This is a genomic window from Methylobacterium sp. E-041 (genome assembly GCF_022829665.1).
Classification (GTDB): Bacteria; Pseudomonadota; Alphaproteobacteria; order Rhizobiales; family Beijerinckiaceae; genus Methylobacterium.
In genome coordinates this window covers 1-24,939 of record NZ_JAKSYQ010000285.1, presented here as the reverse complement: position 1 = coordinate 24,939, position 24,939 = coordinate 1, and the positions used below count along the sequence as shown (strand labels likewise).

The window sequence follows — 24,939 nt, the reverse complement described above, 5'->3', positions numbered from 1 at the left end:
TGCGGAACCTGTAGATTGCTCGCATCGAGGATGGCCCTGGTCGCTGCGGAGGTCCCGGTGGACGTGAAGGAAGCGGTTTCCAAGGCGAAGGACTGCGTCGCCGCGGTCTTCGATGCCGAGCAGCCGACGAACATCGGTCTCGAGGAGATCCGGTTCGACGACGCGCTGAACCAGCGGCTCATCACCGTCGGGTTTTCGCGGCCCTGGGACGCGTCCAAGCCGCTCGTGACCGCTCTTGGGCGCGATCTCGATCCGAAACAATCCTACAAGGTGGTGCACCTCAAGGACGATGACGGCCGCGTCGTCTCCGTCACCGACCGCCGGGTCGAACCTTGAGTGCCGGACGCCTGCTCGTCGACACGAACCTGCTTCTGCTGCTCTTCGTCGGGACCGCCTCCCGATCATACATCGCCGCGCATCGGCGCGCGCGCATCCACACGATCGACGACTTCGTGCTGCTGAAACTCCGGATCGGGGATGCGGCGATCTTCGTCGCCACGCCGAACGTCCTTGCCGAGACCGCGTACCTGATCCGACAATTCGACCAGGACCGCCTGGCTCCGGTTCTCGAGGCGTTCCGTTCCTTCGCGAAGGCGGCGACAGAGACGTATGCGCCGAGCGCGGATGCCGTCGGTTCCGTCGACTTCGACAGGCTGGGCCTCAACGACGTCTCGATCCCGAACGCGCGGGAGCCGGACGTCACCCTGATCACCGACGACCTCCACCTCTACCGCACCAGCGCGATGTCGGGCAGGAAGGTGCTCAACTTCACGCACGAGCGCGAACGGATCCTCGGTTGACCCAGATCGACCCGACCGACCCACACGCCCACGTCTTCACCATCACCCGCGGCGCGCCGTTCCTGCCGACGCTGGTCGATGCGCTGCTCGACGGGCGCCTCGTCGGCGATCTCGGGCGCGACCCGCTCGCGCTCGCCGCCGTCACGATCTACCTGCCGACGCCGGGCGTGGCGAAGGAGCTGGCCAAGCGCCTGGCGGCGCGGCTGGGCGAGGCGGCCTTGCTGCCGCGGATGATCCCGCTCGGCGAGGCGGACGAGGCCGAGCTGGATCTCGCCGCGATGCCGCTGGTCGCGAACGCCGCCGTCGGCCTCGACCCGGAGATGCAGAAGCTTGAGCGCCGGCTGATCCTCGCCCGGCTGGTGCAGTCCTGGGCGCAGGCGGTCGACCGCTCGCTGCTGCCGATCGACGAGGAGGTGCCGTTCCTGGTGCCGGCCTCGCCCGCCGACGCGGTGGCGCTCGCCGCCGACCTCGAAGGGCTGATGGACGCGCTGACCGTCGAGAGCCTGCCCTGGTCCGAGATCGCGGGTGCCGTCGAGACCGAGTACTCGCGCTATTTCGGCCTGACCCTCGATTTCGTCCGGATCGCCGCGGAGAACTGGCCGCGGATCCTGGCCGAGCGCGGCCTCACCGATCCGGTCTCGCGGGCGCGCGACCTCGTGCTGGCGGAGGCCGCCCGCCTCACCCGCGAGCGTCCGCGCGACCCGGTGGTGATCGCCGGCTCGACCGGCTCGGTGCCGGCCACCGCCAAGCTCATCGCCGCGGTGGCGGGCCTGCCGCACGGCGCGGTGGTGCTCCCCGGCCTCGACCTGGATCTCGACGCGGCCGGCTGGGACGCGATCGAGACCGGCGCAGGCTTCGAGCGCGAGATCGCCCACGGCCACCCGCAGGCCGTGCTGCATCGGCTGCTCGGCCCCGGCTGCCTCGGCGTCGCGCGGGACGCGGTCGTCGACCTCGGCGGCCACGATCCCGAGGTGACCGCCCGCGCCGCGCTGCTGTCGCAGGCCCTGCGCCCGGCCGAGACCACGGATACCTGGGCGCGCCTCGACGGGACGGCGCGCGAGACCCTCGGCCGGCAGGGTCTGGCGGGGCTCGCCGTCGCCGAGGCGGCCGACGAGCGCGACGAGGCGCTGATGGCCGCCGTCGCCCTGCGCGAGGCGCTCGCCGCGCCGGGCCGGACCGCCGCGCTGATCACGCCCGACCGGGCGCTCGCCATGCGGGTCGCCGCCGAGCTCGCCCGCTGGGACATCGTCGCCGAGGACGGCGCCGGTCTCGCGCTCAGCCGCAGCGCGGCGGGCCGGATGGCGCGCCTCTCGGCGGAACTCGCCGTCGACCTCCACCGAGAGCAGGGCGACGCGATCCCGGCGCGGATCATCGCGCTCCTGGCCCATCCGCTGGTCGGCCTCGGCCTCCCGCGCGGCGACGTCGTGCGCGGCGCGGCGGCCCTGGAGATCGGCGTGCTGCGCGGCCCGGCGCCGGCCGGCAGCTTCCAGGGGCTCAAGGATGCGCTCGCCGTCCAGCGCGCCGCCCCGCACAGGCACCAGCCCCGGGCCAAGCAGCGCCTCGGCGACCGCGATTGGGACCTGGCGGCGACGATCCTCGATCAGCTCGAGGCCGCGTTCGCACCGCTCGCCGCGTTCGCCGGCTCCTGCGGCGCCGAGGCGGCCGCCTGCGATCTCGTCGAGGCGGCGCGCCTCCATGCCGAGGTGTGCGAGGCGCTGCTGGCGCGGCCGGCGGAGGTGGCCGAGCCGATCGCCGATGCCTCGCTGAACTGCCTCGACACGCTGTTCGACGACGTGCGGAACCTCGTCGGCCACCGCGCCGAGGCCGACGCGGCGCTGCTGCCGGGGAGCTTCGACGACTACCCCGCCTTCCTTACTACGCTCGCCGCCGATCGCACCGTGCCCTGCGCCGGGCCGGCGCCGCATCCGCGCCTGAGCATCCTCGATCCGCTCGGATCGCGCCTGATGCACTACGACCGCGTCGTGCTCGCCGGGCTCGACGAGGGCGTCTGGCCCGGCAAGACCACCACGGATTCCTTCCTCAACCGGCCGATGCGCGAACGCATCGGCCTCAACCCGCCCGAGCGCCAGCTCGGCCAGGCGGCGCACGACTTCGTCCAGGCCCTCGGCTGCCGCGACGCGGTGATCACCCGCGCGGCCAAGCGCGAGGGCTCGCCGACCGTGCCGTCGCGCTTTCTCCAGCGCATCCGCGCCTTCGCCGGTGAGGCGGCCTGGGCGGCCACCCTCGACGCCGGCCGGCGCTTTGCCGGCTATGCGCGCGTGCTCGACACGGCGCCCGCGCAGCCGCGCCTGACCCAGCCGAAGCCCAAGCCCGACCCGGCCCTGTTCCCGCGCAGCCTCAGCGTCACCGAGATCGAGACGCTGGTGCGCGACCCCTACGCTGTCTTCGCCCGCCACGTGCTCGGGCTCGATCCGCTCGAGGCGGTGGCCGAGCGGCCCGGCGCGGGGGACCGCGGCACCATGATCCACGCGATCTTCGGCCGATTCGCCGAGCGCTATCCCGATGCGCTGCCCGATGCCGCAATCGCCTGGGAACGGCTCAACCAGATCGCGGTCGAGGCCTTCGCCGGCACCGCCGACACCTACCCCGAGCTCTACGCCGAGTGGTGGCCGCGCTACGAGCGCATGGCCGCGGTCTACCTCCCCTGGGAGATCGCGCGGCGGGCGACCCTCGCGCGGGTCGAACCCGAGATCTTCGGACGGTGGGCGATCCCGCTGGGACCTGAGACCTTCACGCTCCGGGCGCGCGCCGACCGGATCGAGCGCGGGGCGGACGGCGCCTGCATCGTCGACTTCAAGACCGGCGCGCCGCCCTCGGCCCGCGAGATCTTTGCCGGCTTCTCACCGCAGCTCACCCTGGAGGCGGCGATGCTGATGCACGGCGCGTTCGACGGGTTTCCGGCGACGAACGCGACGCCGGACCTGCTCTACGTCCACGCCTCGGGCGGGCGGAAGCCGTTCGTGCCGCTGGCCGTGAAGCCGCCGAAGGGCGATCCGCGCACCGTGGCGGAGATCGTCGAGGAGCACGCCACCCGCCTGAGGGGGCTCGTCGCCCGTTTCATGACCGGGCAGGCCGCCTACACCTCGCGGCCCTACGCGAAGTACGCCAAGTCCTACGGCGACTACGACCACCTCGCCCGCGTCGGCGAATGGTCGCTCGGGGGAGATGGCGAGAGCTGATCCGGTCGCCTCCGGTCGATCGGAGCGGATGCACGCGTCTCCCTCCCTCGCAGTGGGGGAAGGGAAAGGCGCGAGAGCAGCCTCCGAATCGATCCGGAGGCGAGCCGCAGCCTCAGACCGGCGCCAGCGCCGCGCGGGGATCGTGGCGGGCGAGCCGGCCGAGCAGGTACTCGACCTCGGCGACCGCCTTCGGGGCCAGCGTGCCGCCGGGCTTGCGCTGGGCGGCGGAGGCGATCAGCCCACGGCGCGCGATGACGTACTTGCGCACCGCCAGCCCGATGCCGGGCTGCTGCTCGTAGCGCAGCAGCGGCAGATGGGCGTCGAACAGGTCGTGCGCGGCGTCGCGCTCGCCGGCGGCCGAGAGGCGGACCACGTCGGCGAGCATGTCGGGGAAGGCGTAGCCGGTCATCGCCCCGTCGGCGCCGCGCTCGGTCTCGAAATCGAGGAACAGGCCGCCGTTGCCGCACAGGATCGAAATGTGCCGCATCGAGCCCTCCGCCTCGAAGCCGCGTAAAGCCGAGATCTTCTCGAGCCCCGGCCAGTCCTCGTGCTTGAGCATCCGGCAGGCCGGGTTGTCGTTGACGATCCGGCGGATCACGCCCGGCGTCATCACCACGGTGAAGGTGAGGGGATAGTCCTGGATCACGAACGGCACGTCGGCGCCGATCGCCTCGGCGGCCTGCGCGTAGTAGGCGGCGATCTGGTCGTCCGTGCGCAGGGAACTGGGCGGCGCGATCATCACCCCGGCCGCGCCCGCATCCATCGCGCTGCGGGCCAGCGACGCCATCGCGGCGAAGCCCGGCGCCGAGACGCCGACGATCACCGGCAGGCCCTTCGCCCGCACGATGAAGCGTCGGGCGACGTCGAGCGCCTCGCCCTGGTCGAGCTTGGGCGCCTCGCCCATCACCCCGAGCACGGTGAGGCCGGTGGCGCCGTTCGCGGCGTAGAAGTCGGTCAGCCGGTCGATCGAGTCGTGGTCGATGCGGCCGTCCGGGTGGAACGGCGTCGGGGCGATCGGGAAGACGCCGCGTTCGGAGGCATCGAGGCGCATGGGGTTTGATCCTTCGTGACGGCGTCGGGCCGAGGAACGCGGACGATAGACCGACTCGGCGGTGGCGTCGCAGCCGCTCAGGCGATGCCGAGGGCCCGGATCAGCACGAGGCTGATGCCGATGAGCACGAGGAGCGAGCCGGTGACGGCGGCGGTGACGCGTCCGCCGACGCGCGCGAGGATGCGCACGTCGACGCCGAGGCCGAGCGCGGCCATCGAGACGATGGTAAGGATGCCGGCGAGCCTCGTCAGCGGAAGCGCGGCCGCGTCGGGGATCAGGCCGAGGGAGCGCAGGCTCGCCAGCACCAGGAAGCCGACGATGAACCACGGCACGAGCTTGGTCAGGCTCAGGCGCCCGGGCCGGGCCGCCGCGCCGCCCTCGGCCGGCAGCCGGCGGGCGATCAGCGAGAAGGCGAGCACCACCGGGCCGAGCATCAGCACGCGCACCAGCTTGACCAGGGTGCCGACCTGGGTGCTGGCGAGGCTCACCGGCACGGTGGCGGCCAGCACCTGCGGCACCGCGTAGACGGTGAGCCCGGCGAGCACGCCGTACTGGTTGTCGGACAGGTGGGCCAACGGCACGAACAGCGGCAGGCCGAGCACCATCAGCACGCCGAGCACGGCGGTGAAGGCGATCGCGGCGGCGATGTCCTTGTTGTCGGCCCCGATCACCGGGGCGACGGCGGCGATCGCCGAGTTGCCGCAGATCGCGTTGCCGCAGGCGACGAGGATCGCCATCCGCGCCGGAAGCGCCAGCAGGCGGCAGATGCCGTAGCTCGCCGCGATCGTCAGGATCACCGTGCCGACGATGCCGGTGAGCAGCGCCGGGCCGGAGGCGACGATCGCCCCGAGGCTCAGGGAGGCGCCGAGCAGCGTCACGGCGAGCTCGAGCAGCTGCTTGGCGCTGAAGGCGATGCCGCTGCGGAAGCGCGCCCCCGGCACCCACGCGCTGCGGAGCGCGATGCCGAGCAGGATCGCGATCACCAGCGCCTCGATATACGGATGGTCGAGCGCGCGCTCCTCGACCGCCTGCACGCCCATCGCGATCCCGGTGATCGCGACGCAGACGAGGATGCCCGGCAGCAGCGCGAACGGGCCGGCGGCGACCGTGGGCGCGGCGTGCGCGGGCGGGGTCATCGGCTTCGAGTCTGCGGTCACGCGGCCTCTCGCTCGGCGGATTCCGCATCCGGGGATGCGTCGAGGAACGAACTTCCACACCGGCGATCCGGCGGAGAAGAAGCCTCTCTTTGTCAAGGAATCTTCGGAAGACGCAACCATTGATCCGGCGGCGGCCAAGCGCGACATCTCCCATCATGACCGCCCAGCTCGACCAGCGCACGACCGCCTACGATCCCTTCGGCGAGCCGATGGAGATGCCGCGCGCCTGCGTCGATGCGAAGGCCGTGGGCGCAGCCGGCAGCTACCGCGAGACGCGCCGTGCGGCCCTGGTGTTCTGGGCTCTGGCGCTTCTGTTCGTCGGCGGCCGGATCTACCTGGCGGATCAGGCCCCGTCGCAGGTCGCGGACGCTGCGCCCGTGCAGGTCACGGCCCTCCGCTGATTTCAGGCCGGCCGCCGGCGGGCACACCGCGACGCGGTCCATCCCTCTCTTCTTGCACGTCGAGGCCCGACGTCCGCCGAAGGCCTCATGGATGGGACGACCGCGATCGTCGTTCGACGCGTGCCGTCGCGGCGTGAGCCGTCGTGACGACGCCGAAAGCAAAAACCCTCCCGCGATCGCCCGATCGCGGGAGGGTTTTTTGTCACTTCAGCCGGGCGGCGGCCCAGGTGATGTGGTCGTCCATGAAGCTGGAGATGAAGAAGTAGGAGTGGTCGTAGCCCTCGCGCATGTTGAGGGTCAGCGCGATGCCGGTCTTCTTGCAGGCCTCTTCCAGCAGCCACGGCCGCAGCCCGTCCTGAAGGAAGCTGTCGGCGGTGCCCTGGTCGACGAGGAACTCGGGGAAGCGGTGCCCGTCCTCGATCAGTGCGGTGGCGTCGTGGGCGCGCCAGGCCGCCGTGTCCGTGCCGAGATACTTCTCGAAGGCCGGCTTCGACCAGCCCGCCGTCGAGGGCTGGGCGATCGGCGCGAAGGCCGAGCAGGACTTGAAGCGGTCGGGATAGGTCAGCGCGATCGTGAGCGCGCCGTGCCCGCCCATCGAGTGGCCGAAGATGCCCTGGCGGCTCATGTCGGCGGGGAAGTTCTTCGCGACCAGCGCCGGAAGCTCCTCGGTGACGTAGCTCCACATCCGGTAGTTCGCGGAATAGGGTGCCTGCGTCGCGTCGAGGTAGAAGCCCGCGCCGGAGCCGAACTGCCAGTTGCCGGCCTCGTCGGGGATGCCCTCGCCGCGGGGCGAGGTGTCGGGCGCGACGACGATCACGCCGTGGCGGGCGGCGGCCTGCCGGTACTCGCCCTTGTCCATGACGTTGGCGTGGGTGCAGGTCAGCCCCGAGAGGTACCACAGCACCGGCACCGGGCCGTCCTTGGCCTGGGGCGGCACGAAGACCGCGAAGGTCATCGGGCAGCCGGTGGTCGTCGCGTCATGCTTGTACACGCCCTGGACGCCACCGTGCGAGAGGGCCTTCGAGACGGTTTCCATGGGGTGATCTCCTGGGGGCTCTGGGGCCGTGACCGGCCGATGGGTCGATACAGGCTCCTCCCTCCCCCGCAGAGGGGGGAGGGAAGCGCGCGTCGGTCCGAGTGTCGGTCCTAGTACAGCACCACCGAGCGGATCGACTTGCCCTCGTGCATCAGGTCGAAGCCATGGTTGATCTCGTCGAGCGGCATGGTGTGGGTGATCAGGTCGTCGATGTTGATCTTGCCCTCCATGTACCAGTCGACGATCTTCGGCACGTCGGTGCGGCCGCGCGCCCCGCCGAAGGCCGAGCCCTTCCAGACGCGGCCGGTGACGAGCTGGAACGGGCGGGTCGAGATCTCCTTGCCGGCCTCCGCCACGCCGATGACGATCGACTCGCCCCAGCCGCGGTGGCAGCACTCGAGCGCCTGGCGCATCACGTTGACGTTGCCGGTGCAGTCGAACGAGAAGTCGGCGCCGCCGCCGGTGGCGTCGAGGATCGCCGCGACGACGTGATCGTTGCCGACCTCCTTCGGGTTGATGAAGTGCGTCATCCCGAACTTGCGCGCCATCTCCTGCTTGTCGGGATTGATGTCGACGCCGATGATCTTGTCGGCCCCCACCATCCGCGCGGCCTGGAGCACGTTGAGGCCGATGCCGCCGAGGCCGAACACCACGACGTTGGCGCCGGGCCAGACCTTCGCGGTGTAGATCACCGCGCCGATGCCGGTGGTGACGCCGCAGCCGATGTAGCAGACCTTGTCGAAGGGGGCGTCCTCGCGGATCTTCGCCAGCGCGATCGCCGGCAGCACGGTGAAGTTCGAGAAGGTCGAGCAGCCCATGTAGTGGAACAGGGTGTCGGACCCGCCCGGGCTGCCGCCGGTGGAGACGCAGGAGAAGCGGCTGGTGCCGTCGGGCATCACGCCCTGGCCCTGCGTCGCGCGGATCGCGGTGCAGAGGTTGGTGCGCTGCGACAGGCAGGACTTACAGCCGCGGCATTCGGGCGTGTAGAGCGGGATCACGTGGTCGCCGACCTTCAGGTCGGTGACGCCGGCGCCGATTTCGCGGACGATGCCCGCGCCCTCGTGGCCGAGGATCGCCGGGAACTTGCCCTCCGAGTCGAGGCCCGAGAGGGTGTAGGCGTCGGTGTGGCAGATGCCGGTGGCCATCACCTCGACGAGGACCTCGCCGGCCTTCGGCCCCTCGATGTCGATGGTCTCGATCGTGAGCGGCTTCTTCGCCTCCCACGCCACGGCTGCGCGCGTCTTCATGATGTCGGGTTCCCTGTGCCTGGACGATAACGGACGGCGTCGACAGGCGACGGCGCTTCGGATCGCTCCACCTGGCGGCGGCGATCCGAACGGCCCGAAATACGAGACGCCTGATGCTGGTTCTCGGCCTCAGACGCAACCGCCATTTCCGCAGGGGGACCCCGCCGCAGGCGCGGACCCGGGCGCTCAGGACCCGGCCGCTCAGGACCCTGCCGCGTGCGGCCGCGTCACGCCGCGGCCAGCCCGAGCCCGGCCAGCGCCTCCGCGATCTCCGCCTCGCTCAGGAGCCGGATCACCGGTCCCGAGGTCCAGACCAGCATCGGGCGGATCGCGTGGTCCGGGTAGATCCGCGCGAGCAGGCGGGCGTAGAGGGCGATCTGCGCGGTCTCGGGCCGCGGCGGCGGCGCGCCCTCGGCGGGCGGCCGGCCGGTCTTGAAGTCGGCGAGCCGCACCGTGCCGTCGGCGACCGCGAGGCGGTCGATGCGGCCGAAGACCGGCCGCTCGATGCCCGCGACCACGACCCGCCCCGACAGGCTGACCTCGGCCCGCGCCTCGCGGGCGAAGAGCGGCGCGAGGTCCGGCGTCGCGATGAGGTTCAGGGCCGCCTGCACGATCGCCGCGCGCTTCGGGCGCGAGAAGGACGGCGCGCGGGCGGCTACGAAGGCGGTCGCGGCGCTCTCGCGGCCGGCCGGGTCGAGGCGCGGCAGGTGCTCCAGCAGGGCGTGGATCAGCTTGCCGCGCCGGCGCGCCTCGGCATCGGCCTGCCGCGGCGGGATCTGGCGCTCGCCGTCGGCCGCGCGCATCGCGCCGGACGGGCTGATCGGCGGCGCCGGGGCCGCCTCGGCCGCGACCGGCTCGCGCAGCCAGGACGGCAGAGCGCCGGGCTCGGGCGCCGCCTCGGCCGGCGCGGTCCCGGTCTCCGGCCCGGATCCGTCCCGCCACAGGGTGGCCGGCCCGTAGGCGGTCTCCACCGCCTCGCCCTCGCCGAAGGCCTGCACCATCCCGGTGCGGATCATCTCGCACCACGCGGTCGGGCCCACCGGCGTCTGGCCGCGGAACGGCGCGACCACGAGCCGGTCGGCGGCCCGCGTCATCGCCACGTAGAGCAGGCGGTTGTGCTCCTCCCGCGCCCGCGCGTGCAGGGTCTCTCGCGCCGCGCCGATCGCCTCGGAATCGTAGGGCTTCGCGCTCGACCAGACCGGCGGGACGTCGCCCGGCATCGCCAGCAGCGGCGGGTCGTTGCCGCCCGGCGCCTCGCAGCCGTCGATCATCACCACCACCGAGGCCTCCAGGCCCTTGGCGCCGTGCACGGTCATCACCCGGACCTCGTCGCGGCCGGATTCCATGTCGCGCTTGACCGTGTGGCCGGCCTCGCCCCGGCCGCCGGCGCAGTAGCGCGCCAGGAAGCCGGCGAGCGAGGGTGCGTCCGCGCCCGCCTCGGCCTGCGCCGCGCCGAGCAGGAACACGTCGATCGCGTCGCCCGCCTCGCCGCCGAGGCGCGCGACGAGGCGGGCCCGGCCCTCGCCCGGCCCGAGCAGGGCGGCGTAGAACCCGAACGGCCCCTGCGCGCCGGCGGCCGCGATCCAGCCGGCCAGCGCCTCGCGCCCGACGATCGCGGCCGGGTCGCCCGCGTCCGCGTGCCGGGCGAGCGCGTCCTCCAGCGTCTCGGACCGGTCGCGGCCGGCGGCGATGCGGACGAGATCCTCGTCGGTGAGCCCGACCAGCGGCGTCTTCAGCGCGCAGGCCAGCGTCAGGTCGTCGGCCGGCAGCAGCCCGGCGCGGCCGATCGAGACGAGGTCGGCCACCGCGATGTGCGCGCCGACGTCGAGCCGGTCCTGGCCGGCGACCGGCACGCCGGCGCCCTTCAGCGCGCGGATCACCTCCTCGAAGGCCGGCCCGCGCTTGCGCACCAGCACCAGCACCTCGCCCGGCCGCCAGACCCGGCCGCTGGTGTCGCCCGCAGTGACCCAGGTCCGCACCGCGCGGGCGATCCGGCGCGCGGTGACGATCGCCGGCGCGTTGGCCTCCGGCGCGTCCACGGGCGCGGCCCAGGCGTCGGGCTCGACCTCCTCCACCGGCTCGGCGATCGGCCACAGCTCGACGGTGCCGGGCGCGCCGGCCCGCGCCGTGGTGTGGACGGTGCCGACCGCCGCATCGTCGAAGCCGAGGCCGTCGTAGTGCTCGGGCAGGTGGAAGGTGGCGTCGACCGCCCGCAACACGCCGAGCGTCGAGCGGAACGACAGCTTCAGGTCGACGTCCTCGAACCGGAGCTTGGCCGAGCGCGCCTCGCCCTTCCACTTGCCGTGCATCGTCGCGAACTCGCGCGGCTCGGCGCCCTGGAAGCTGTAGATCGACTGCTTGGGGTCGCCGACGGCGAAGCGGGTGCGCAGGGTCTCGCGCGCGCCGGCGCCGGTGGCGAACTCGGCGGTGATCCGGTCGAGGATCTGCCATTGCTGCGGGTTGGTGTCCTGCGCCTCGTCCACGAGCACGTGGTCGACGCCGCGGTCGAGCTTGTACAGCACCCAGGCGGCGTCGACCCGCGCGAGCAGGTCGAGGGTCTTGTGGATCAGGTCGTCGAAATCCAGCGCCCCGAGCTTGGCCTTCTGCGCCTCGATCCGGCGGTGGATCTCGGCGGCGAGGGTGAACAGCGCCTCGGTGCGGGCGAGCGCCCGGGCGCTGCGCAGGGCGTCGAACAGCGGCGCGAGCCGGTCGCGCTCGTCGATCAGCGCCGCGCGCACGTCCTCGGGGACCGCCTTGGTGCCCAGGCTCTTGTCGGCCTTCGGCTCGTCCTTGGCGGTGAAGAACACCGCGCGATAGAGGTCGAGCGCCTCCGGCCGGCCGTCGGCGGCCTCCGCCGCGAGCAGGCCGTCGGCGAGCTTCTCGTCGGTCGCCTTGCCGGTGCGCAGGCGCTCGGCGAAGGCCGACTTGTCGGAGATCCCGCCGTTCAGGATCGTCTCCACCAGCGACGCGTCGGTCTGGCCCGCGGCGAGGCCGAGGGCGGTGCCGAGCCGGGCGAATTGCCGCGTCAGCCCGCCCCGCGCGGCCAGCACCGTGCGCGCGGCCATGGCCTGCCGGATCGCCTTGCGCAGCGCATCGCCCGTCGCCTCCGGCGTCACGAGGTCGAGGGCGTGGCCGAGCCGCGCGTCGCCGCCGATTGCGGCGGCCAGCACCTGGTCGGTCTCGTTGGCGAACATCTCGCGCGACAGGTTCTCGTCCAGCACCGCGAACCGGGCGGGCACGTTGGCCTCGAACGGGAACATGTGCAGCAGCCGCTCGCACAGGGCGTGCAGCGTCTCGATCTTCAGCCCGCCCGGCGTCTCGACCGCGCGGGCGAACAGGCGCCGCGCCGCATCGAGGTCGGTCGGCGAGGCGGTGCGCCCCGTGAGTGCGGCGAGCTCGGCCGACAGCGCCGCGTCGCCGAGGGTCACCCAACGCCCCAGCGTCCGGAAGATCCGGATCGACATGTTGGCGGCGGCGGCCTTGGTGAAGGTCAGGCACAGGATGCGCGACGGCGCGGCCCCGTCGAGCAGCAGGCGCACCACCCGGTCGGTGAGCACCTTGGTCTTGCCGGCCCCGGCATTGGCCGAGACCCAGGCCGAGGCGCGCGGGTCGGCGGCGCGGCGCTGCGCGTCCTCGGTTCCGGGATCGACGACGAAGGCCTCGCCCGCTTGGCGGCTCATGAACGCATCCCCAGGGGCCGCCCCGCGGCCCGCGACGGGCGGACCATCGGGCGTGGGCGCGCGGATCGCAAGCGCGGCCGCGGCGAGGCGATGTCGCGGCCTGGGCTCGGCCCGGCGAGCGCCCGCTTGCGGTCCGGCCCGGACGCCTGGAAGGTCCGCGCCCCGGGCGCTCGGCGGATGGCGAGCGGCGACCGGCTCGGACGGGCAGGAGAGCAAGGCATCGTGTTCACCCCATCGCTCAGGGACGCCGTGATCGGCGTCGGGCTCGCCTTCGTCGCCGGCTTCGTGGACGCCGCCGCCTTCATCGCCCTGACCGGCCTGTTCACGGCCCACGTCACCGGCAACTTCGTCCTGATCGGCGCGGAGCTGGTCTCGACCTCGACCGGCGTCCTCGCCAAGCTGCTCGCCCTGCCGACCTTCATCCTGGCCGTCGCGCTCACGCGCCTGATCGCCCTGGCGTTGGAGCGGCGCGGGACGTCGCCGCTGCGCCCCTTGCTGGCCCTCGAGGCGGCCGTCCTGATCGCCTTCGCGATCTTCGGCGCGGCCCTGTCGCCGCTCGGCTCGCCGGACGGCGCGCGGGCGATCGGCATCGGCATGCTCGGGGTCGCCGCGATGGGCATCCAGAACGGCATCGGACGCCTGGTGATCGGCCACCTCGCCGCGACGACGGTGATGACCGTGAACGTCACGCAGGCCGTCATCGACATCACCGATCACCTGTGCGGGACCAAGCTCGGCGCGCAGGCCGGCGGCCGCCTGCGGCGCACGCTGTCCGCGGTGCTGGCCTTCGCGGCAGGTGCCCTGGCCGGCGCGTTCGGGGTCGCCGCCCTGTCCTTCTGGTGCGTGCTCGTGCCGGCCCTGGTGCTGATCGGGTTGCTGGCCGTTCCGGACCCGACCCCGCCGCGATGATCCGGGCACTGGGTCGGAGCGAACCATCCGCCTTCGGTTGAGACGCCGACCCCGGTTCACCACTCGCGGCGAGCCTTCAGGCCCTCACGTCAGGCGGCGCCGTCCTCCGTGCTGGTCCCTTCGCGACGGGACCGCCTCAGCCCATCACCAGCACCGCGTGCTCGGCGATCGCGCCCGCGGTGGTGAGCCAGACCGTGTCGCGGTGAGCGGCGATGCGGGCCAGCACCGCGCGCAGGGGGCGCAGGCGCTGCGGCTGGCCGACGATGTAGGGGTGGAGCGCGATCCCCATCACCAGCGGCGCGTGGCGCGACTGCTCCAGCATCTCGTCGAAGGCGTCGGAGATCGCGTCGGCGAATTGCCGCCCGGTCTCCTTGCGGGCGACGATCGCCGGGATGTCGTTCAGCTCCTGCGGATAGGGCACCGAGAGGATGCGGCCGCCGTCGCGGGTCCCGAACCAGGTCGGCTGGTCGTCGTGCGCCCAGTCCAGCAGGTAGCGGTAGCCCGCCTCGGCCAGGAGGTCGGGCGTCGCCGTCGACTGCGAGATCCACGGGCCGAGCCAGCCGGCGGGCGGGCGGCCCTCGTGCTCGGTCAGCAGCGCCGTCGCCTCGGCGATCAGCGCGCGCTCGCCCGCCTCGTCGAGGCTGCCCTGGCGCTCGGCGTTGGTGCGGCCGTGCCCGATGATCTCGTCGCCGCGGGCGCGGAAGGCCTCGATCAGGCCGGGGCAATCCGCATAGAGGCGGCTGTTGACCAGGACGCTCGCCGGCAGCGCGAGCGCGTCGAGCATCGCCTTGATCCGCCACGCCCCGACCCGGTTGCCCCAGTCGCGCCAGGCGTAGTTCAGCACGTCGGGTTGCGGCCCGCCGGGGGCGAGCTCGGCGCCGAGCCCCGATCCGAAATCGAAGGTCTCGAGGTTGAGCGCGACGTAGACCGCCAGGCGCCGGCCACCCGGCCAGTCGTAGAGCGGCCGGTCCGGCAGCGCGCTGTAGCCGTAGCGGCCGTGGCCCTTCGAACTGTCCATCCGTCCTCCGGTTTCCGAACGCACTCGGGGATGCTGCGACGGGACATGGTGTAGAAGGGGCGGGGGGCAACGGAGCGGCGACGTGCAATCCGCAGCGCCCGCCGGCCAGCCGGGATCAGCCCTTCTCTTCGTCCGCCGTCGCAAGCCTTTCCAAACGTATCCCGTGCAAGGTCGGCCCTCTCCGGTCGCCGAGGGTGCCGGTCTTCGAGGAGGCGTGCATGCGGATCGCCAAGGGAGGAATCGTCCCGGCCGAGCCGCAGCGTGCGGTTGCAGTGTCCGGAGGCGCGTCCCTGAGCCGTCTCGACCGGCTCGTGATCCTCGGCGTCGGCTTCGCGCTGCAGTTCAACGTGCTGACCTCGACCTTCGGGCTGCCGTTCATGCGCCTGTCCGACGCGCTGCCCTTCCTGACGATCCCGTACTTCCTGCTCCGCCCGCGCATCCTGTCCACGCTCCTGGCGCGGGCCCTGCCGATCGGGGTGGTCGTCATGCTGCTCGTCGCCTCGCTGCTGGCGAAGGCCGACGTCCAGCAGGGCGACCTGTACCTGACCCTGGTGCTGCTTCTGTACTTCGTCCAGGCGACGCAGCTCGTGATCCTGCTCCGCGATCCGGCGGGCGCCGACAGCTTCGCGGCCGGCACGCTCGGAGGTTTCGCCGGGTCGCTCCTGGTCCTGGTCGCAGCCTCGGCCGGCATCGACCTCATCGGCGTCGGGCTTGCGGTGCCGACCGACGGCCTTGAGCCGGAACTCGTCCTGTTCATGAAGGACAAGCTCGGCGGCCTGTGGGCCGCCGGCAACGAGACCGGGCACGTCTTCGCGTTCGCCGGCGCCGCTGCGGCCTACCTCTGGCACCGCACCGGCCGCAGCGCGATCTACATCGCGTATTTCGCCGCGCTGCTCGTCAGCTTCCCGCTGACCAACAACCGCGCCGGGCTCTTCCTGCCGGCGATCGTACTCGGGCTGATCCTCCGGAAGAGCGTCAGCGTCTACGCCGTGCTGCTGGGGGCCGCCGCCATCTGCGGGCTCGTCATGCTGTTCAGCGCCACCGGCTATGCCCCCGTCCCCGAGCAGCTCCAGTCGGCGATCGAGAAGCGGTTCGTCGCGGACAGCCACGCCGACAGCAACATCCTCGAGCGTCTCGATTCGACCGCGGCCGGGCTGCAGCTTGCCGCCGCCCATCCGTTCGGCCTCGGCAACGTCTCCAAGGAGAACCAGCTGCTGATGATGGCCGGCGTCGGCACGCCGCACAACGCCGTCGTCACCCTCGCGCTCCAGAGCGGCGTCCTCGTCGTGCTCGCCTTCCTGGCCGGAACGGTCCGGATCGTCCTCGCCCCCCGGCGGTTCGGCCCGCTCCCGTTCTACACGGTGCTGTTCATGGTGCCCTCGCTGATGTTCGAGGAGCTGTCGATCAACCAGGTGTTCCTGTTCGGCTTCGCCCTCGTGCTCGCGGCCTCCGCGATGACGCGGAGCGGCGATCCGGCGGGCGCGCAGGCCTGATCGCGCCGCGTCCGGCCCGGCCGTCGACGCCGGGGGTTGCAGCCGGGGACCCGGCGCCCCGCCCGCTTGCCATCGCCGGAAGCTCCCGCCATATAGGCCGCGGGAGGTTGGCGAGGGACGTTTCACTCGCCAACCGGGTCAGGTCCGGAAGGAAGCAGCCCTAACGAGACCGAGCGGGTCTTCGTCCAGCCTCCCACCTCGTTCCACCGCAGGAACCGCGGGTCGATCGGCCCGCAGCGGCGGCCAAGGCACGACCGCGAAGAGCGAAGACGCACCCCCGAAGAGCGCATGGACGCGAGCACCGGCACGCCTGACGACGAGCCGGGCCTGCCCGGGTTTCCGGCGCCTGCCCTCGCGCAGACGCCGTACCGCGTGCTGGCGCGCAAATACCGTCCCAAGGATTTCGACGACCTGATCGGCCAGGGCGCGATGGTGCGCACGCTGGGCAACGCGTTCGCGGCCGGGCGCATCCCGCAGGCCTGGATGCTGACCGGTGTGCGCGGCGTCGGCAAGACGACCACCGCCCGCATCCTCGCCCGCGGCCTGAACTACGCGCCGGTCGGCGCGCCCGACACCGGCCCGACCATCGCGATGCCGGGGCTCGGGGTCCATTGCCAGGCGATCATGGAATCGCGGCACATGGACGTGCTGGAGATGGACGCCGCCTCGCATACCGGCATCGAGGACGTGCGCGCGATCATCGACGGCGTGCGCTATTCGCCGGTCTCGGCGCGCTACAAGGTCTACATCATCGACGAGGTCCACATGCTCTCGGGCAACGCGTTCAACGCGTTCCTGAAGACGCTGGAGGAACCGCCGCCGCACGCGAAGTTCGTGTTCGCGACGACCGAGATCCGCAAGGTCCCGATCACCATCCTGTCGCGCTGCCAGCGGTTCGACCTGCGCCGGGTCGAGGCCGACGTGCTCTCCGCCCATCTCCAGAAGATCTGCGCGGCCGAAGGCGTCGGCGCCGAGGACGAGGCGGTGGCCGCGATCGTGCGCGCGGCGGAGGGCTCGGTGCGCGACGCGCTCTCGCTGCTCGACCAGGCCATCGCCCACGGCGCCGGCGCCGTCACCGCCGCGGGCGTGCGCGACATGCTCGGGCTCGCCGACCGGGCCCGCATCCTCGACCTGTTCGAGGCGGTGATGCGCGGCGACGTGCCCGCCGCCTTCGCCGAGCTGCGCAACCAGTACGAGTCCGGTGCCGACCCGTCGGTCGTGCTCTCGGATCTCGCCGCCTTCACCCACCTCGTCACCCGGCTGAAGCTCGCGCCGGAGGCGGCGGCCGCCGACCCGACGCTGAGCGAGATCGAGCGGCGGCGCGGCGGCGATTTCGCGGGCCGCCTGCCCGTGCGGGCGCTGTCGCGGGCCTGGCAGATCCTGCTGAAGGCGATACCCGAGGTGCAGAGTGCGGCCCGCCCGCTCGCCGCGGCCGAGATGGCCCTGGTGCGGCTCGCCTACGCCGCCGACCTGCCGACGCCGGACGAGGCGTTGCGACAACTCAGGACCGAATCGCTCGCCGCCGGTGCGCAGGAGGGCGACGCACCGGCTCGACCAGCCCTCACCACCCCGGCGCCCCGCGCGATCGCGCCGCCTCCGCCGGCCCCCGTCTCGGTGCCGCCTCCGGCGCCCGAGCCGGCCGCCGCACCGCCGCCTGCCGAAGCGCGGCCCCTGCCGGAGGCCCGGCCGCTTCCGCCGCCGCGTCCGGTCCTGGTCCCGGCACCGGTCGCGCCCGCGCCCGTGGTGCAGGGCCGGCCCGCCGAGCCGGCCGGCCCGCGCCTGTCCCGGTTCGAGGACGTGGTGGCGCTCGCCGACGCCCGCCGCGACATCCTTCTGAAGTCGGCGCTGGAGCGCGAGGCGCATCTCGTGCGCTTCGAGGACGGCCGCATCGAGTTCCGTCAGGCGGACGGCGGGCGCCCCTCCCTGCATGCCGACCTCGCCAAGGCGCTCGAGCAGTGGACCGGCCGCCGCTGGATCGTCACGCCCTCGCGGGAGGCGGGCGCGCCGACGCTCGACGCGCAGGCCCGTGCCGCGATCGAGAGCCGCCGCGAGAACGCCGCCTCGCACCCCTTGGTGCGCGAGGTGCTGGCGCGTTTCCCCGGCGCGCAGATCGTCGACGTGCGCGACAACGCCCCCGAGGCGGCCTCCGCAGGCCTCGAAGCCCCGGCAGGCCTCGACGAGGCCGCGACCGAGGACGGCGAGGCCGACGACGCCTGACGCTGGCATCCGCCCGCCCGGCTTCCCAGATCACGCTTCACCCCACGAACGAGAGACCGATCCGCATGCGCGACATCATGGGCATCATGAAGCAGGCTCAGGCCATGCAGGAGAAGATGGCCGGCCTCCAGGCCGAGCTCGACAGGGTCGAGGTCTCGGGGGCCTCCGGCGGCGGCTCCGTGCGCGTGACGATGACCGCCAAGGGCCTCGTCAAGGCCGTCGCCATCGACCCGAGCCTGATGGTCGCCGACGAGCGCGAGATCCTCGAGGACCTGATCCTCGCCGCCGTCAACGACGCGCGCGGCAAGGCCGAGCAGGCGGCGCAGGAGCGCATGGCCGAGCTCACCAAGGGCCTGCCCCTGCCGCCCGGCATGAAGCTGCCGTTCTGAGGCCCGGGCCGGGTCCCGCGCAGGCCGATCGCCGGGGGAATGGGTCGTCGACGGTCGGCGACCCGCGCGACGATCAGGCCGCGACCAGGAGGGCGGCGCCGGCGACGCCCGAGAGCACGAGGCGCAGGCGACCGAGCCAGACCGGGACGAGGCCGCGCCGGGCGAGGTCCTGGTCGACCACGCCCCAGGCGAGCACCAGGATGCCGAGGGTCCGCAGGTCCCACGGGGCGGGGGCCGCGAGCGCGGCCCAGGCCAGGAGCGACGGGACGATGGCGATGAGGTAGTCGGCGTTGCCGGCGTTGCGCGCCGCCGCCGCGCCCCAGCGGATGCCGCCGAGGAAGGACGCGATCACCGCGCCGTAGGCCGAGAGGATGGTGCGCGGCGACAGGCCGATCGTGCCGAGGCCGCCGTCGCTGCCGCTGACGGCGAGCGCGGCGAAGCCGACGAACGGAATCAGTCCCGCGACGCCAAGGAGGACGGCGCCGGTCGGTACGGGGGAGACGCGCGCCATCCGACCTCCGGGCTGCCCGCTGCGGATCGGCGGTCGCATATCGAATCACGTATCCTACGAACGCCGCCGCGGAGGGTTCCCGCACTGCGGCATCATGGTCAAGCTTCCGCCGCCCGGAACGCCGGTTCGGGCCACCCGTGCGCTCGCGCTCAGACCCCCTTGCGGGCGGTCTGGCCGAGGGCGGGAGCGATCGGGGCCGGGGCGCCGAGCAGGGTCATCGGCCCGGCGGCGTCCTTGGCGACCGGGGGTTCGTTGACCGCGCGGTCGAGCCGGTGCGGCTTGAAGTTCGCGGCGATGCTGCGCGCCGCGGCGAGGTCGGCCGGGCTCAGCTTGGTCGCCACGTCGTCGCGCTTCTTGCCGGCATCCTCGTCGCCCTGCGCGGCGGCGGCGGCGAACCAGGCGTAGGATTGCGCGAGGTCCTGGGTCAGGCCGAGGCCGCGGGCGTAGAGCACCGCGAGGTTGTACTGGCTGTCGCGCACCCCGTACTCGGCCCCCTGCCTGAACCACGAGGCGGCCGAGGCGTAGTCCGGCTTGCCGGTCGCGCTCGGGTTCTCGGCGTAGATCACCGCGAGGTTGTGCATCGAGCGGGCATGGCCCTGCTCGGCGGCGCGGCCGTACCACATCTTGGCCTTGTCGAGGTCGCGCACGAGGCCGGCGCCCTTCTCGTAATGACCGGCGTACTTGTACTGGGCCGGCGCGTAGCCGGCGCCGGCGAGCTTCTCGTAGAGCTTGGCCGCCAGCGACAGGTCGCGCGGCAGGCCGCGCCCGTCCGCGGCGCGCCCGGCCAGTTCCCAGACCGCGGTGCCGTCGCCGTCCTGCGCCGCCTGGCGGAGCTTCGACAGGCCGGCGGGCAGGGTGGCGAGGTCGCCGGCGAGCGAGGCCATGCTCGACACCTGCGGCACCGCGCTCCGGGCCTGCGCCGCCTTCGCCTCCGCGGGGGCGGCGGTGGCAAGCGCCTGCGTGGTCTGCGGGTCGGCCGGGGCAGGGCGGGCCTCGGCCGGCATCGCCGGCTCGGCCTTGTCCGCGCGAGGCTCGGCCTTCGGGTCGCTCTTGGGCGCGGCGGACGCGTTGGTGTCGGCCAGCACGGTCGGCGGCTGGGGCGCGCGCGCCGTGTCGCCGTTCGCGGTCGGGCGCATGCTGATCGCCTGCAGGGCGCCGAGCGCGAGCACGATCGCCGCGAGGCCGAGCAGCAGCGGCCGGCGCCGGCGGTTGATCTCGGCGCGCAGGCGCGCGACCGGTCCGTCGCCGGCCGCGTCCGCGACCGGCATCGGCCGGCGGGCGGCGGGGCGCGGCTCGCGGCGGCCGGCCGAGAGGTCGGCCTCGGAGGCGACCTCGGCCTGAGCGGCCTGGGCGGCCCGGCGGGCGGCGGCGATGAAGTTGGTCTTGATGTCGGTCGCGCCGTCCGCCTCGGCGGGCTCGGCCCGGTCGCGGGCCTGGCGCTCCCGGGGGGCGGCGTCCTTGGACGGACGCGCCGCGCCGGGCTCCAGCAGCTCGTCGCCGGCCCGGGCCGTCTCGGGGCCCGTCGCGGCGGCGCTCGGAAGCTCCGGGCGCCGGGCGGTGCGGGGGCGCGGCGCCTCGACGGTGGTCGAGGCGAGCAGACGCTCCTCCAGCGGCACCGCGCGGTTGCCGATCGGGGCGCGGGCCGGCGCGGCGGCCGGGGGCGCATCGAGGCGCCCGGTCAGGCGCTCGAGGGCGGTCTGCACCCCTTCGAGCGTCGTGGCGAGGCGCTGGTCGGACGCCGCCTGCCGGGCCTGCATGTCCGCGAGGCCGGCGCGCAGCAGCCCGAACTCGCTCGTCTCGGCGTTCCCGCGGCCGCCAATCGAATCGGCTACGGCGCTGCGGGTGGCACGGGCCACGGCGGCCTCGATCGGCGCCTCGTCGCGGAGCGCGGAGACCTGCTTGAGCAGGTCGCCCATGGACCGCTCCAGGCTTGCGAGCGTCGGGTCGCCGCTGCGGGCGTCGAGCCGGTCGGCGATCGACACCACCTGCTTTTCCAGGGCGTCGAGGCCGTCGTCGCCGGAGCGCGCGCCGACGCGGTCGACCTTCTCCGCGAGGTTGCGCAGCATGGCGTGGATCGAGGCGACGTCGCCGCCCGGCATCGCCGGCATGCGCAGGCTCTCGCCGAGGCCTTCCAGGCGCCCGATCAGGTCGCCCACCGGCTGGGTGCTGACGCGGTCGACCTTGTCCGACAGCGCGTCGATCCGCCCGAGGATCGCCTGAGAGCTGGCCGCGTCGGCGCCGTGTGCGCCCGCCTGCATCGCGTCGAGCTTCGAGGCGATCGCGTCGATCTGGTCGACCAGCGCCGCCGGGGCGGGAACGCTGGCGTTGAGGCCGCTGCGGATCTCCTCCAGCAGCGGGCGCAGGGCGGTGTCGCTGCCCGCGGTCGCGGCCTTCTGGAGCTGGGCGATCTGCGCGCTGATCGCCTGGACGCCGGCGGCGAGGCTCTGGATCCGCTCCGGCCCGGCGAGCGCCGCGATCAGGCGGCGGATCTCCTCGATCTCGTCGAACAGGTGCTTGAGCGCGTCGTGATCGACGGCGCTGCCGTGCCCGGTGGCGACGACGGCATCGAGCCGGGAGGCGAGGCGCTCGACCTCGCCGGCCACGCGGGTGTGGACGTTCTCGGCCACGTCGTCGGCCAGCCGCTCGACCTGCGCGCGGATCAGCTCGATCGGCTCGGCGATGGCGGCGAGGTCCGCCGGCGCTCCGGCGCGCTCGACGCCGCTGGCCAGCGAGATCACCGCCTGCTCCAGGGCGCCGAGGTCGCGCCGCGTGGCGAGATGGCCGATCGATTCGCGAAGCCGGTTCGTCTCGCGGCGCAGCTCGGACACCGCGGTGTCCGGCAGCGCGGTGTCCTCGACCGTCGCGTCGAGGCGGCGGGCGATGTCCTCGCGCATGGTCGCGACCACGCTGGCGCCGGCGTTCTCGCCGAGCTCGCGCTGGCGCTGGCGGATGTCCTGCACCGCATCCTGGATCTCGGCGGCCGCCGGGCGGCCGCGCCGGCCCGGGGGCCGGGTCGCCGCGAGCTGCTCGCCCAGCGCCGACATCCGGCGCTCGATGTCGCCGAGGCGCTCGGCGACCTGCTGGACCGGGGCGGCGCTGGCGCCGATCGCCGCGCCGATGCGGGATTCGATGTCGGCGATCCGACGCTGGGCGGCGTCCTCCACCGACAGCCGCTCCTCGGCGAGGGTGCGGTCGAGCCCGTCGATGCGCGCGAGCAGGGCCTGGATGGTCGCGCCGAGAGCGCCGTCCGGGGCGGCGTCGGGCATCGTCGCGGCGGCGGCAGCCGGCGCGGCCTGTGCGGCCGGCCGGGACGTCCCGAGATCCGAGGCGGGGCGGCGCGGCACCTTCGTGCTGGACTTCGCCGCCGCCTTGACCGAGCCCGCCTTCGCCTTGTCCGGCACGACGGAGGCGATCCACGTTTCCAGTGGGACGCCGGCGCGGCGGGCCACGTCGCGGGCAGCATCGAGCACGTCGGGATCGAAGTTGTCGAAGCTCGGCGTCGCGGTTCGGGTCATCATCGGGCCTGCGTTCGGCGGCGTTCGGCACCGGGCCCCGGCCACGTTCGCGCACGCTTGCGACGTGTCCGGAACGCGGTCCTCGGATCGGTTGTCCAGGACCATTAACTTTCTTGGTAAACACCGGGTTAAGAGGTCGAACATGGGTTGCATCAGTCGAAACCGCGGAACCCGGCCGCACCCCTCTTGCCCCCGGACGGCGGGATAGTTTATATATGAACTATCGAGAGACCCACCGCTCCGCGACGGACCGGGCAGGGCCTCCGCCCCCTTGGAGGATCGACACATGCCGAGCTATCGCGCCCCGGTCGAGGACACCCTGTTCCTCCTCAACGACGTGCTCGGCTTCCACAACCACGCCAACCTCGCGGGCTTCTCCGAAGCCACGCCGGACATGGTCGAGGCGGTGCTGAACGAGGGCGCCAAGCTCGCCGACGAGGTGCTGGCCCCGCTCAACCGCGTCGGCGACCTCGAAGGCTGCCTCCGCCGGGCCGACGGCTCGGTGACGACGCCCAAGGGCTTCAAGGCGGCCTACGACGCCTACGCCCAGGGCGGCTGGATGGGCCTGTCGGTGCCGGAGGAATACGGCGGCCAGGGGCTGCCGCACACGCTGAACACCGCGATCCAGGAATTCGCCTCCGGCGCCAACCTCGCGCTCGGGATGTATCCGGGCCTGACGCAGGGGGCGATGGCGGCTTTGCTGGTTCACGGCTCGGACGAGCAGAAGAGCACCTACCTGCCGAAGATGGTCGAGGGCGCCTGGACCGGCACCATGAACCTCACCGAGCCCCATTGCGGCACCGATCTCGGCCTCCTGAAGACCAAGGCCGTGCCGAACGGCGACGGCTCCTACGCGCTGACTGGCACCAAGATCTTCATCTCGGCGGGCGAGCACGACCTGTCGGAGAACATCGTCCATCTCGTCATCGCCCGGATCGAGGGCGCGCCGGCCGGCACCAAGGGGATCTCGCTCTTCGTGGTGCCGAAGTTCCTGGTGAACGCGGACGGCTCGGTCGGCGCGCGCAACGGCGTGTCCTGCGGCTCGATCGAGCACAAGATGGGCATCCACGGCAACTCGACCTGCGTGATGAACTACGACAGCGCCACCGGCTGGCTCGTCGGCCAGGAGAACCGCGGCCTCAACGCGATGTTCGTGATGATGAACGAGGCGCGGCTCGCCGTCGGCGTGCAGGGCCTCGGCCAGTCCGAGGTCGCCTACCAGAACGCCGTGGCCTACGCGAAGGACCGGCTGCAGGGCCGCTCGCTCACCGGCGCGAAGGCGCCGGACAGGGCCGCCGACCCGATCATCGTCCACCCCGACGTGCGCCGCACGCTGATGGGCATCCGCGCCTTCAACGATTCGGCGCGCGCGCTGATGCTCTGGACCGCGCTGCAATCCGACATCTCGCATCGCTCCGAGGACGCGAAGGAGCGCCAGACCGCCGACGACCTGCTCGGCCTGCTCACCCCCGTGGTCAAGGGCGTGCTCACCGACCGGGGCTTCGCCAACGCGGTCGAGGCGCAGCAGATGTTCGGCGGCCACGGCTACATCGAGGAATGGGGCATGTCGCAGTTCGTGCGCGATGCCCGCATCGCGATGATCTACGAGGGCGCCAACGGCATTCAGGCGATGGACCTGATCGGGCGCAAGCTGCCCAAAGACGGCGGTCGCGCGATGATGACCTTCCTCGGCGAGGTCCAGGCCTTCATCAAGGACAACGGCGAGGACGAGGCGCTGAAACCCTTCACCGGGCCGCTCCAGGCCGGGCTCAACGACCTGCAGGGCGCCACCATGTGGTTCATGCAGAACGCGTTCTCGAAGCCGGACAACGCCGGCGCCGGCGCCACCGACTACATGCATCTCCTCGGCCTCGTCGCGATGGGCTACATGTGGGGCAAGATCGCCAAGGCGGCGAACGCCAAGAAGGCCGAGCGGCCGGAGCGCATGGAGGCCAAGCTCGCCATCGGCCGGTTCTACATGGAGCGGGTGCTGCCCGAGACCGCGATGCGCTTCGGGCGGGTCAAGGCCGGCGCGGACACGACCATGGCCTTGCCGGCCGAGGCGTTCTAATCACGCCCTTCCCTCCCCCCTCTGCGGGGGAGGGTGGCCCGCGAAGCGGGTCGCGAGAGGGGAGCGACGGTTCCGGATAGGGCGCTCCCCTCGCCCGACCATCGCTGACGCGAGGCCCACCCTCCCCCGCAGAGGGGGGAGGGACACGCGCGAGCGTCGGACCGCGCAAGCGCTCGCTGTTGCCAAGTGGACACAGACCCGAGGCAAACGCCTTGACCGAGGCGTTCAGCTACGACTACGTCCC

At 73.0% G+C, this 24,939-nt stretch carries 17 protein-coding genes and 1 other RNA gene; 10 read left to right on the top strand and 8 right to left on the bottom strand.

The features are described 5' to 3' along the window. Positions 1-15 precede the first annotated feature (15 nt). From MKK70_RS25730 to addB, 3 genes are read left to right on the top strand one after another with little or no spacing between them, the layout of a single operon-like run. The gene (locus MKK70_RS25730) at positions 16-336 is read left to right on the top strand and encodes a hypothetical protein (RefSeq protein WP_243950755.1); all 321 of its coding nucleotides are present in this window, start codon (positions 16-18) and stop codon (positions 334-336) included. Then, positions 333-800 carry a hypothetical protein gene (locus MKK70_RS25725; RefSeq protein ID WP_243950753.1) on the top strand — a complete coding sequence of 156 codons (468 nt, stop codon included), beginning with the start codon at positions 333-335 and terminating at the stop codon, positions 798-800. The genes MKK70_RS25730 and MKK70_RS25725 overlap by 4 nt, the downstream gene beginning before the upstream one ends. After that, a complete protein-coding gene (gene addB / locus MKK70_RS25720) occupies positions 797-4,000 on the top strand; it encodes a double-strand break repair protein AddB (protein WP_243950751.1) in 3,204 nt (1,067 codons plus the stop codon). The genes MKK70_RS25725 and addB overlap by 4 nt, the downstream gene beginning before the upstream one ends. A 112-nt stretch (positions 4,001-4,112) precedes the next feature. On the opposite strand, the gene MKK70_RS25715 is transcribed toward addB, so the two are convergent. Next, positions 4,113-5,051, bottom strand: coding sequence for a dihydrodipicolinate synthase family protein (locus MKK70_RS25715; protein WP_243950749.1), 939 nt, complete (start codon positions 5,049-5,051; stop codon positions 4,113-4,115). A 77-nt stretch (positions 5,052-5,128) separates the two neighbouring features. Continuing rightward, entirely contained in the window at positions 5,129-6,187 is a 1,059-nt protein-coding gene (locus MKK70_RS25710) for a YeiH family protein (protein ID WP_147727893.1), read from the bottom strand. A gap of 176 nt (positions 6,188-6,363) precedes the next feature. Here MKK70_RS25710 and MKK70_RS25705 point away from each other — a divergent pair, with 176 nt between their 5' ends. Then, positions 6,364-6,609 (top strand): hypothetical protein, encoded by a 246-nt coding sequence (locus tag MKK70_RS25705; protein ID WP_243932594.1) that lies wholly within the window; start codon positions 6,364-6,366, stop codon positions 6,607-6,609. Between the two features lie 202 nt (positions 6,610-6,811). Here the strand turns inward: MKK70_RS25705 and fghA are convergent, their stop codons facing one another. The 3 genes from fghA to addA all read right to left on the bottom strand — a co-directional run bounded on the left by fghA (position 6,812) and on the right by addA (position 12,572). Beyond that, complete coding sequence (fghA, locus tag MKK70_RS25700; RefSeq protein WP_243950747.1) at positions 6,812-7,645, bottom strand: S-formylglutathione hydrolase; 834 nt, start codon at positions 7,643-7,645, stop codon at positions 6,812-6,814. Between the two features lie 110 nt (positions 7,646-7,755). After that, on the bottom strand, positions 7,756-8,892 hold the full coding sequence (locus MKK70_RS25695; RefSeq protein WP_243934096.1) for an S-(hydroxymethyl)glutathione dehydrogenase/class III alcohol dehydrogenase: 1,137 nt from the start codon (positions 8,890-8,892) through the stop codon (positions 7,756-7,758). A gap of 227 nt (positions 8,893-9,119) precedes the next feature. Continuing rightward, positions 9,120-12,572, bottom strand: coding sequence for a double-strand break repair helicase AddA (gene addA / locus MKK70_RS25690; RefSeq protein ID WP_243950745.1), 3,453 nt, complete (start codon positions 12,570-12,572; stop codon positions 9,120-9,122). Positions 12,573-12,794: 222 nt separating this feature from the next. Between addA and MKK70_RS25685 the strand changes: the two genes are divergently transcribed. Further along, positions 12,795-13,481, top strand: coding sequence for a YoaK family protein (locus tag MKK70_RS25685; RefSeq protein ID WP_243950743.1), 687 nt, complete (start codon positions 12,795-12,797; stop codon positions 13,479-13,481). A gap of 136 nt (positions 13,482-13,617) precedes the next feature. Here MKK70_RS25685 and MKK70_RS25680 read toward each other — a convergent pair whose 3' ends face one another. Then, positions 13,618-14,499, bottom strand: coding sequence for a polysaccharide deacetylase family protein (locus MKK70_RS25680; RefSeq protein ID WP_243950741.1), 882 nt, complete (start codon positions 14,497-14,499; stop codon positions 13,618-13,620). A 218-nt stretch (positions 14,500-14,717) separates the two neighbouring features. Between MKK70_RS25680 and MKK70_RS25675 the strand changes: the two genes are divergently transcribed. The 4 genes from MKK70_RS25675 (at position 14,718) to MKK70_RS25660 (ending at position 18,598) form a co-directional block, all read left to right on the top strand. After that, the gene (locus MKK70_RS25675; protein ID WP_243950739.1) at positions 14,718-15,992 is read left to right on the top strand and encodes an O-antigen ligase family protein; all 1,275 of its coding nucleotides are present in this window, start codon (positions 14,718-14,720) and stop codon (positions 15,990-15,992) included. Between the two features lie 100 nt (positions 15,993-16,092). Next, positions 16,093-16,191: signal recognition particle sRNA small type (gene ffs / locus MKK70_RS25670), an RNA gene on the top strand. An 89-nt stretch (positions 16,192-16,280) separates the two neighbouring features. Next, the gene (locus MKK70_RS25665) at positions 16,281-18,209 is read left to right on the top strand and encodes a DNA polymerase III subunit gamma/tau (RefSeq protein ID WP_243950737.1); all 1,929 of its coding nucleotides are present in this window, start codon (positions 16,281-16,283) and stop codon (positions 18,207-18,209) included. Positions 18,210-18,274: 65 nt separating this feature from the next. Further along, positions 18,275-18,598 carry a YbaB/EbfC family nucleoid-associated protein gene (locus MKK70_RS25660; protein WP_243950735.1) on the top strand — a complete coding sequence of 108 codons (324 nt, stop codon included), beginning with the start codon at positions 18,275-18,277 and terminating at the stop codon, positions 18,596-18,598. A 73-nt stretch (positions 18,599-18,671) separates the two neighbouring features. Here the strand turns inward: MKK70_RS25660 and MKK70_RS25655 are convergent, their stop codons facing one another. Beyond that, entirely contained in the window at positions 18,672-19,109 is a 438-nt protein-coding gene (locus tag MKK70_RS25655) for a DUF3429 domain-containing protein (protein ID WP_147729576.1), read from the bottom strand. A gap of 149 nt (positions 19,110-19,258) precedes the next feature. Continuing rightward, positions 19,259-22,627, bottom strand: a complete 3,369-nt coding sequence (locus tag MKK70_RS25650) for a hypothetical protein (RefSeq protein ID WP_313899113.1) — start codon at positions 22,625-22,627, stop codon at positions 19,259-19,261. 283 nt (positions 22,628-22,910) lie between these two features. Here MKK70_RS25650 and MKK70_RS25645 point away from each other — a divergent pair, with 283 nt between their 5' ends. Further along, positions 22,911-24,695 (top strand): acyl-CoA dehydrogenase C-terminal domain-containing protein, encoded by a 1,785-nt coding sequence (locus MKK70_RS25645; RefSeq protein WP_243950733.1) that lies wholly within the window; start codon positions 22,911-22,913, stop codon positions 24,693-24,695. Positions 24,696-24,939 lie beyond the last annotated feature (244 nt).

Excerpts from the sequence above, each read along its gene's own strand:
- MKK70_RS25645 (WP_243950733.1), top strand. The coding sequence starts at position 22,911 with ATGCCGAGCTATCGCGCCCCGGTCGAGGACACCCTGTTCCTCCTCAAC.
- MKK70_RS25675 (WP_243950739.1), top strand. The coding sequence starts at position 14,718 with ATGCGGATCGCCAAGGGAGGAATCGTCCCGGCCGAGCCGCAGCGTGCG.
- MKK70_RS25660 (WP_243950735.1), top strand. The coding sequence starts at position 18,275 with ATGCGCGACATCATGGGCATCATGAAGCAGGCTCAGGCCATGCAGGAG.
- MKK70_RS25695 (WP_243934096.1), bottom strand. The coding sequence starts at position 8,892 with ATGAAGACGCGCGCAGCCGTGGCGTGGGAGGCGAAGAAGCCGCTCACG.
- MKK70_RS25665 (WP_243950737.1), top strand. The coding sequence starts at position 16,281 with ATGGACGCGAGCACCGGCACGCCTGACGACGAGCCGGGCCTGCCCGGG.
- MKK70_RS25680 (WP_243950741.1), bottom strand. The coding sequence starts at position 14,499 with ATGGACAGTTCGAAGGGCCACGGCCGCTACGGCTACAGCGCGCTGCCG.
- MKK70_RS25655 (WP_147729576.1), bottom strand. The coding sequence starts at position 19,109 with ATGGCGCGCGTCTCCCCCGTACCGACCGGCGCCGTCCTCCTTGGCGTC.
- MKK70_RS25650 (WP_313899113.1), bottom strand. The coding sequence starts at position 22,627 with ATGATGACCCGAACCGCGACGCCGAGCTTCGACAACTTCGATCCCGAC.
- fghA (WP_243950747.1), bottom strand. The coding sequence starts at position 7,645 with ATGGAAACCGTCTCGAAGGCCCTCTCGCACGGTGGCGTCCAGGGCGTG.
- MKK70_RS25705 (WP_243932594.1), top strand. The coding sequence starts at position 6,364 with ATGACCGCCCAGCTCGACCAGCGCACGACCGCCTACGATCCCTTCGGC.
- MKK70_RS25710 (WP_147727893.1), bottom strand. The coding sequence starts at position 6,187 with ATGACCCCGCCCGCGCACGCCGCGCCCACGGTCGCCGCCGGCCCGTTC.
- MKK70_RS25715 (WP_243950749.1), bottom strand. The coding sequence starts at position 5,051 with ATGCGCCTCGATGCCTCCGAACGCGGCGTCTTCCCGATCGCCCCGACG.
- addA (WP_243950745.1), bottom strand. The coding sequence starts at position 12,572 with ATGAGCCGCCAAGCGGGCGAGGCCTTCGTCGTCGATCCCGGAACCGAG.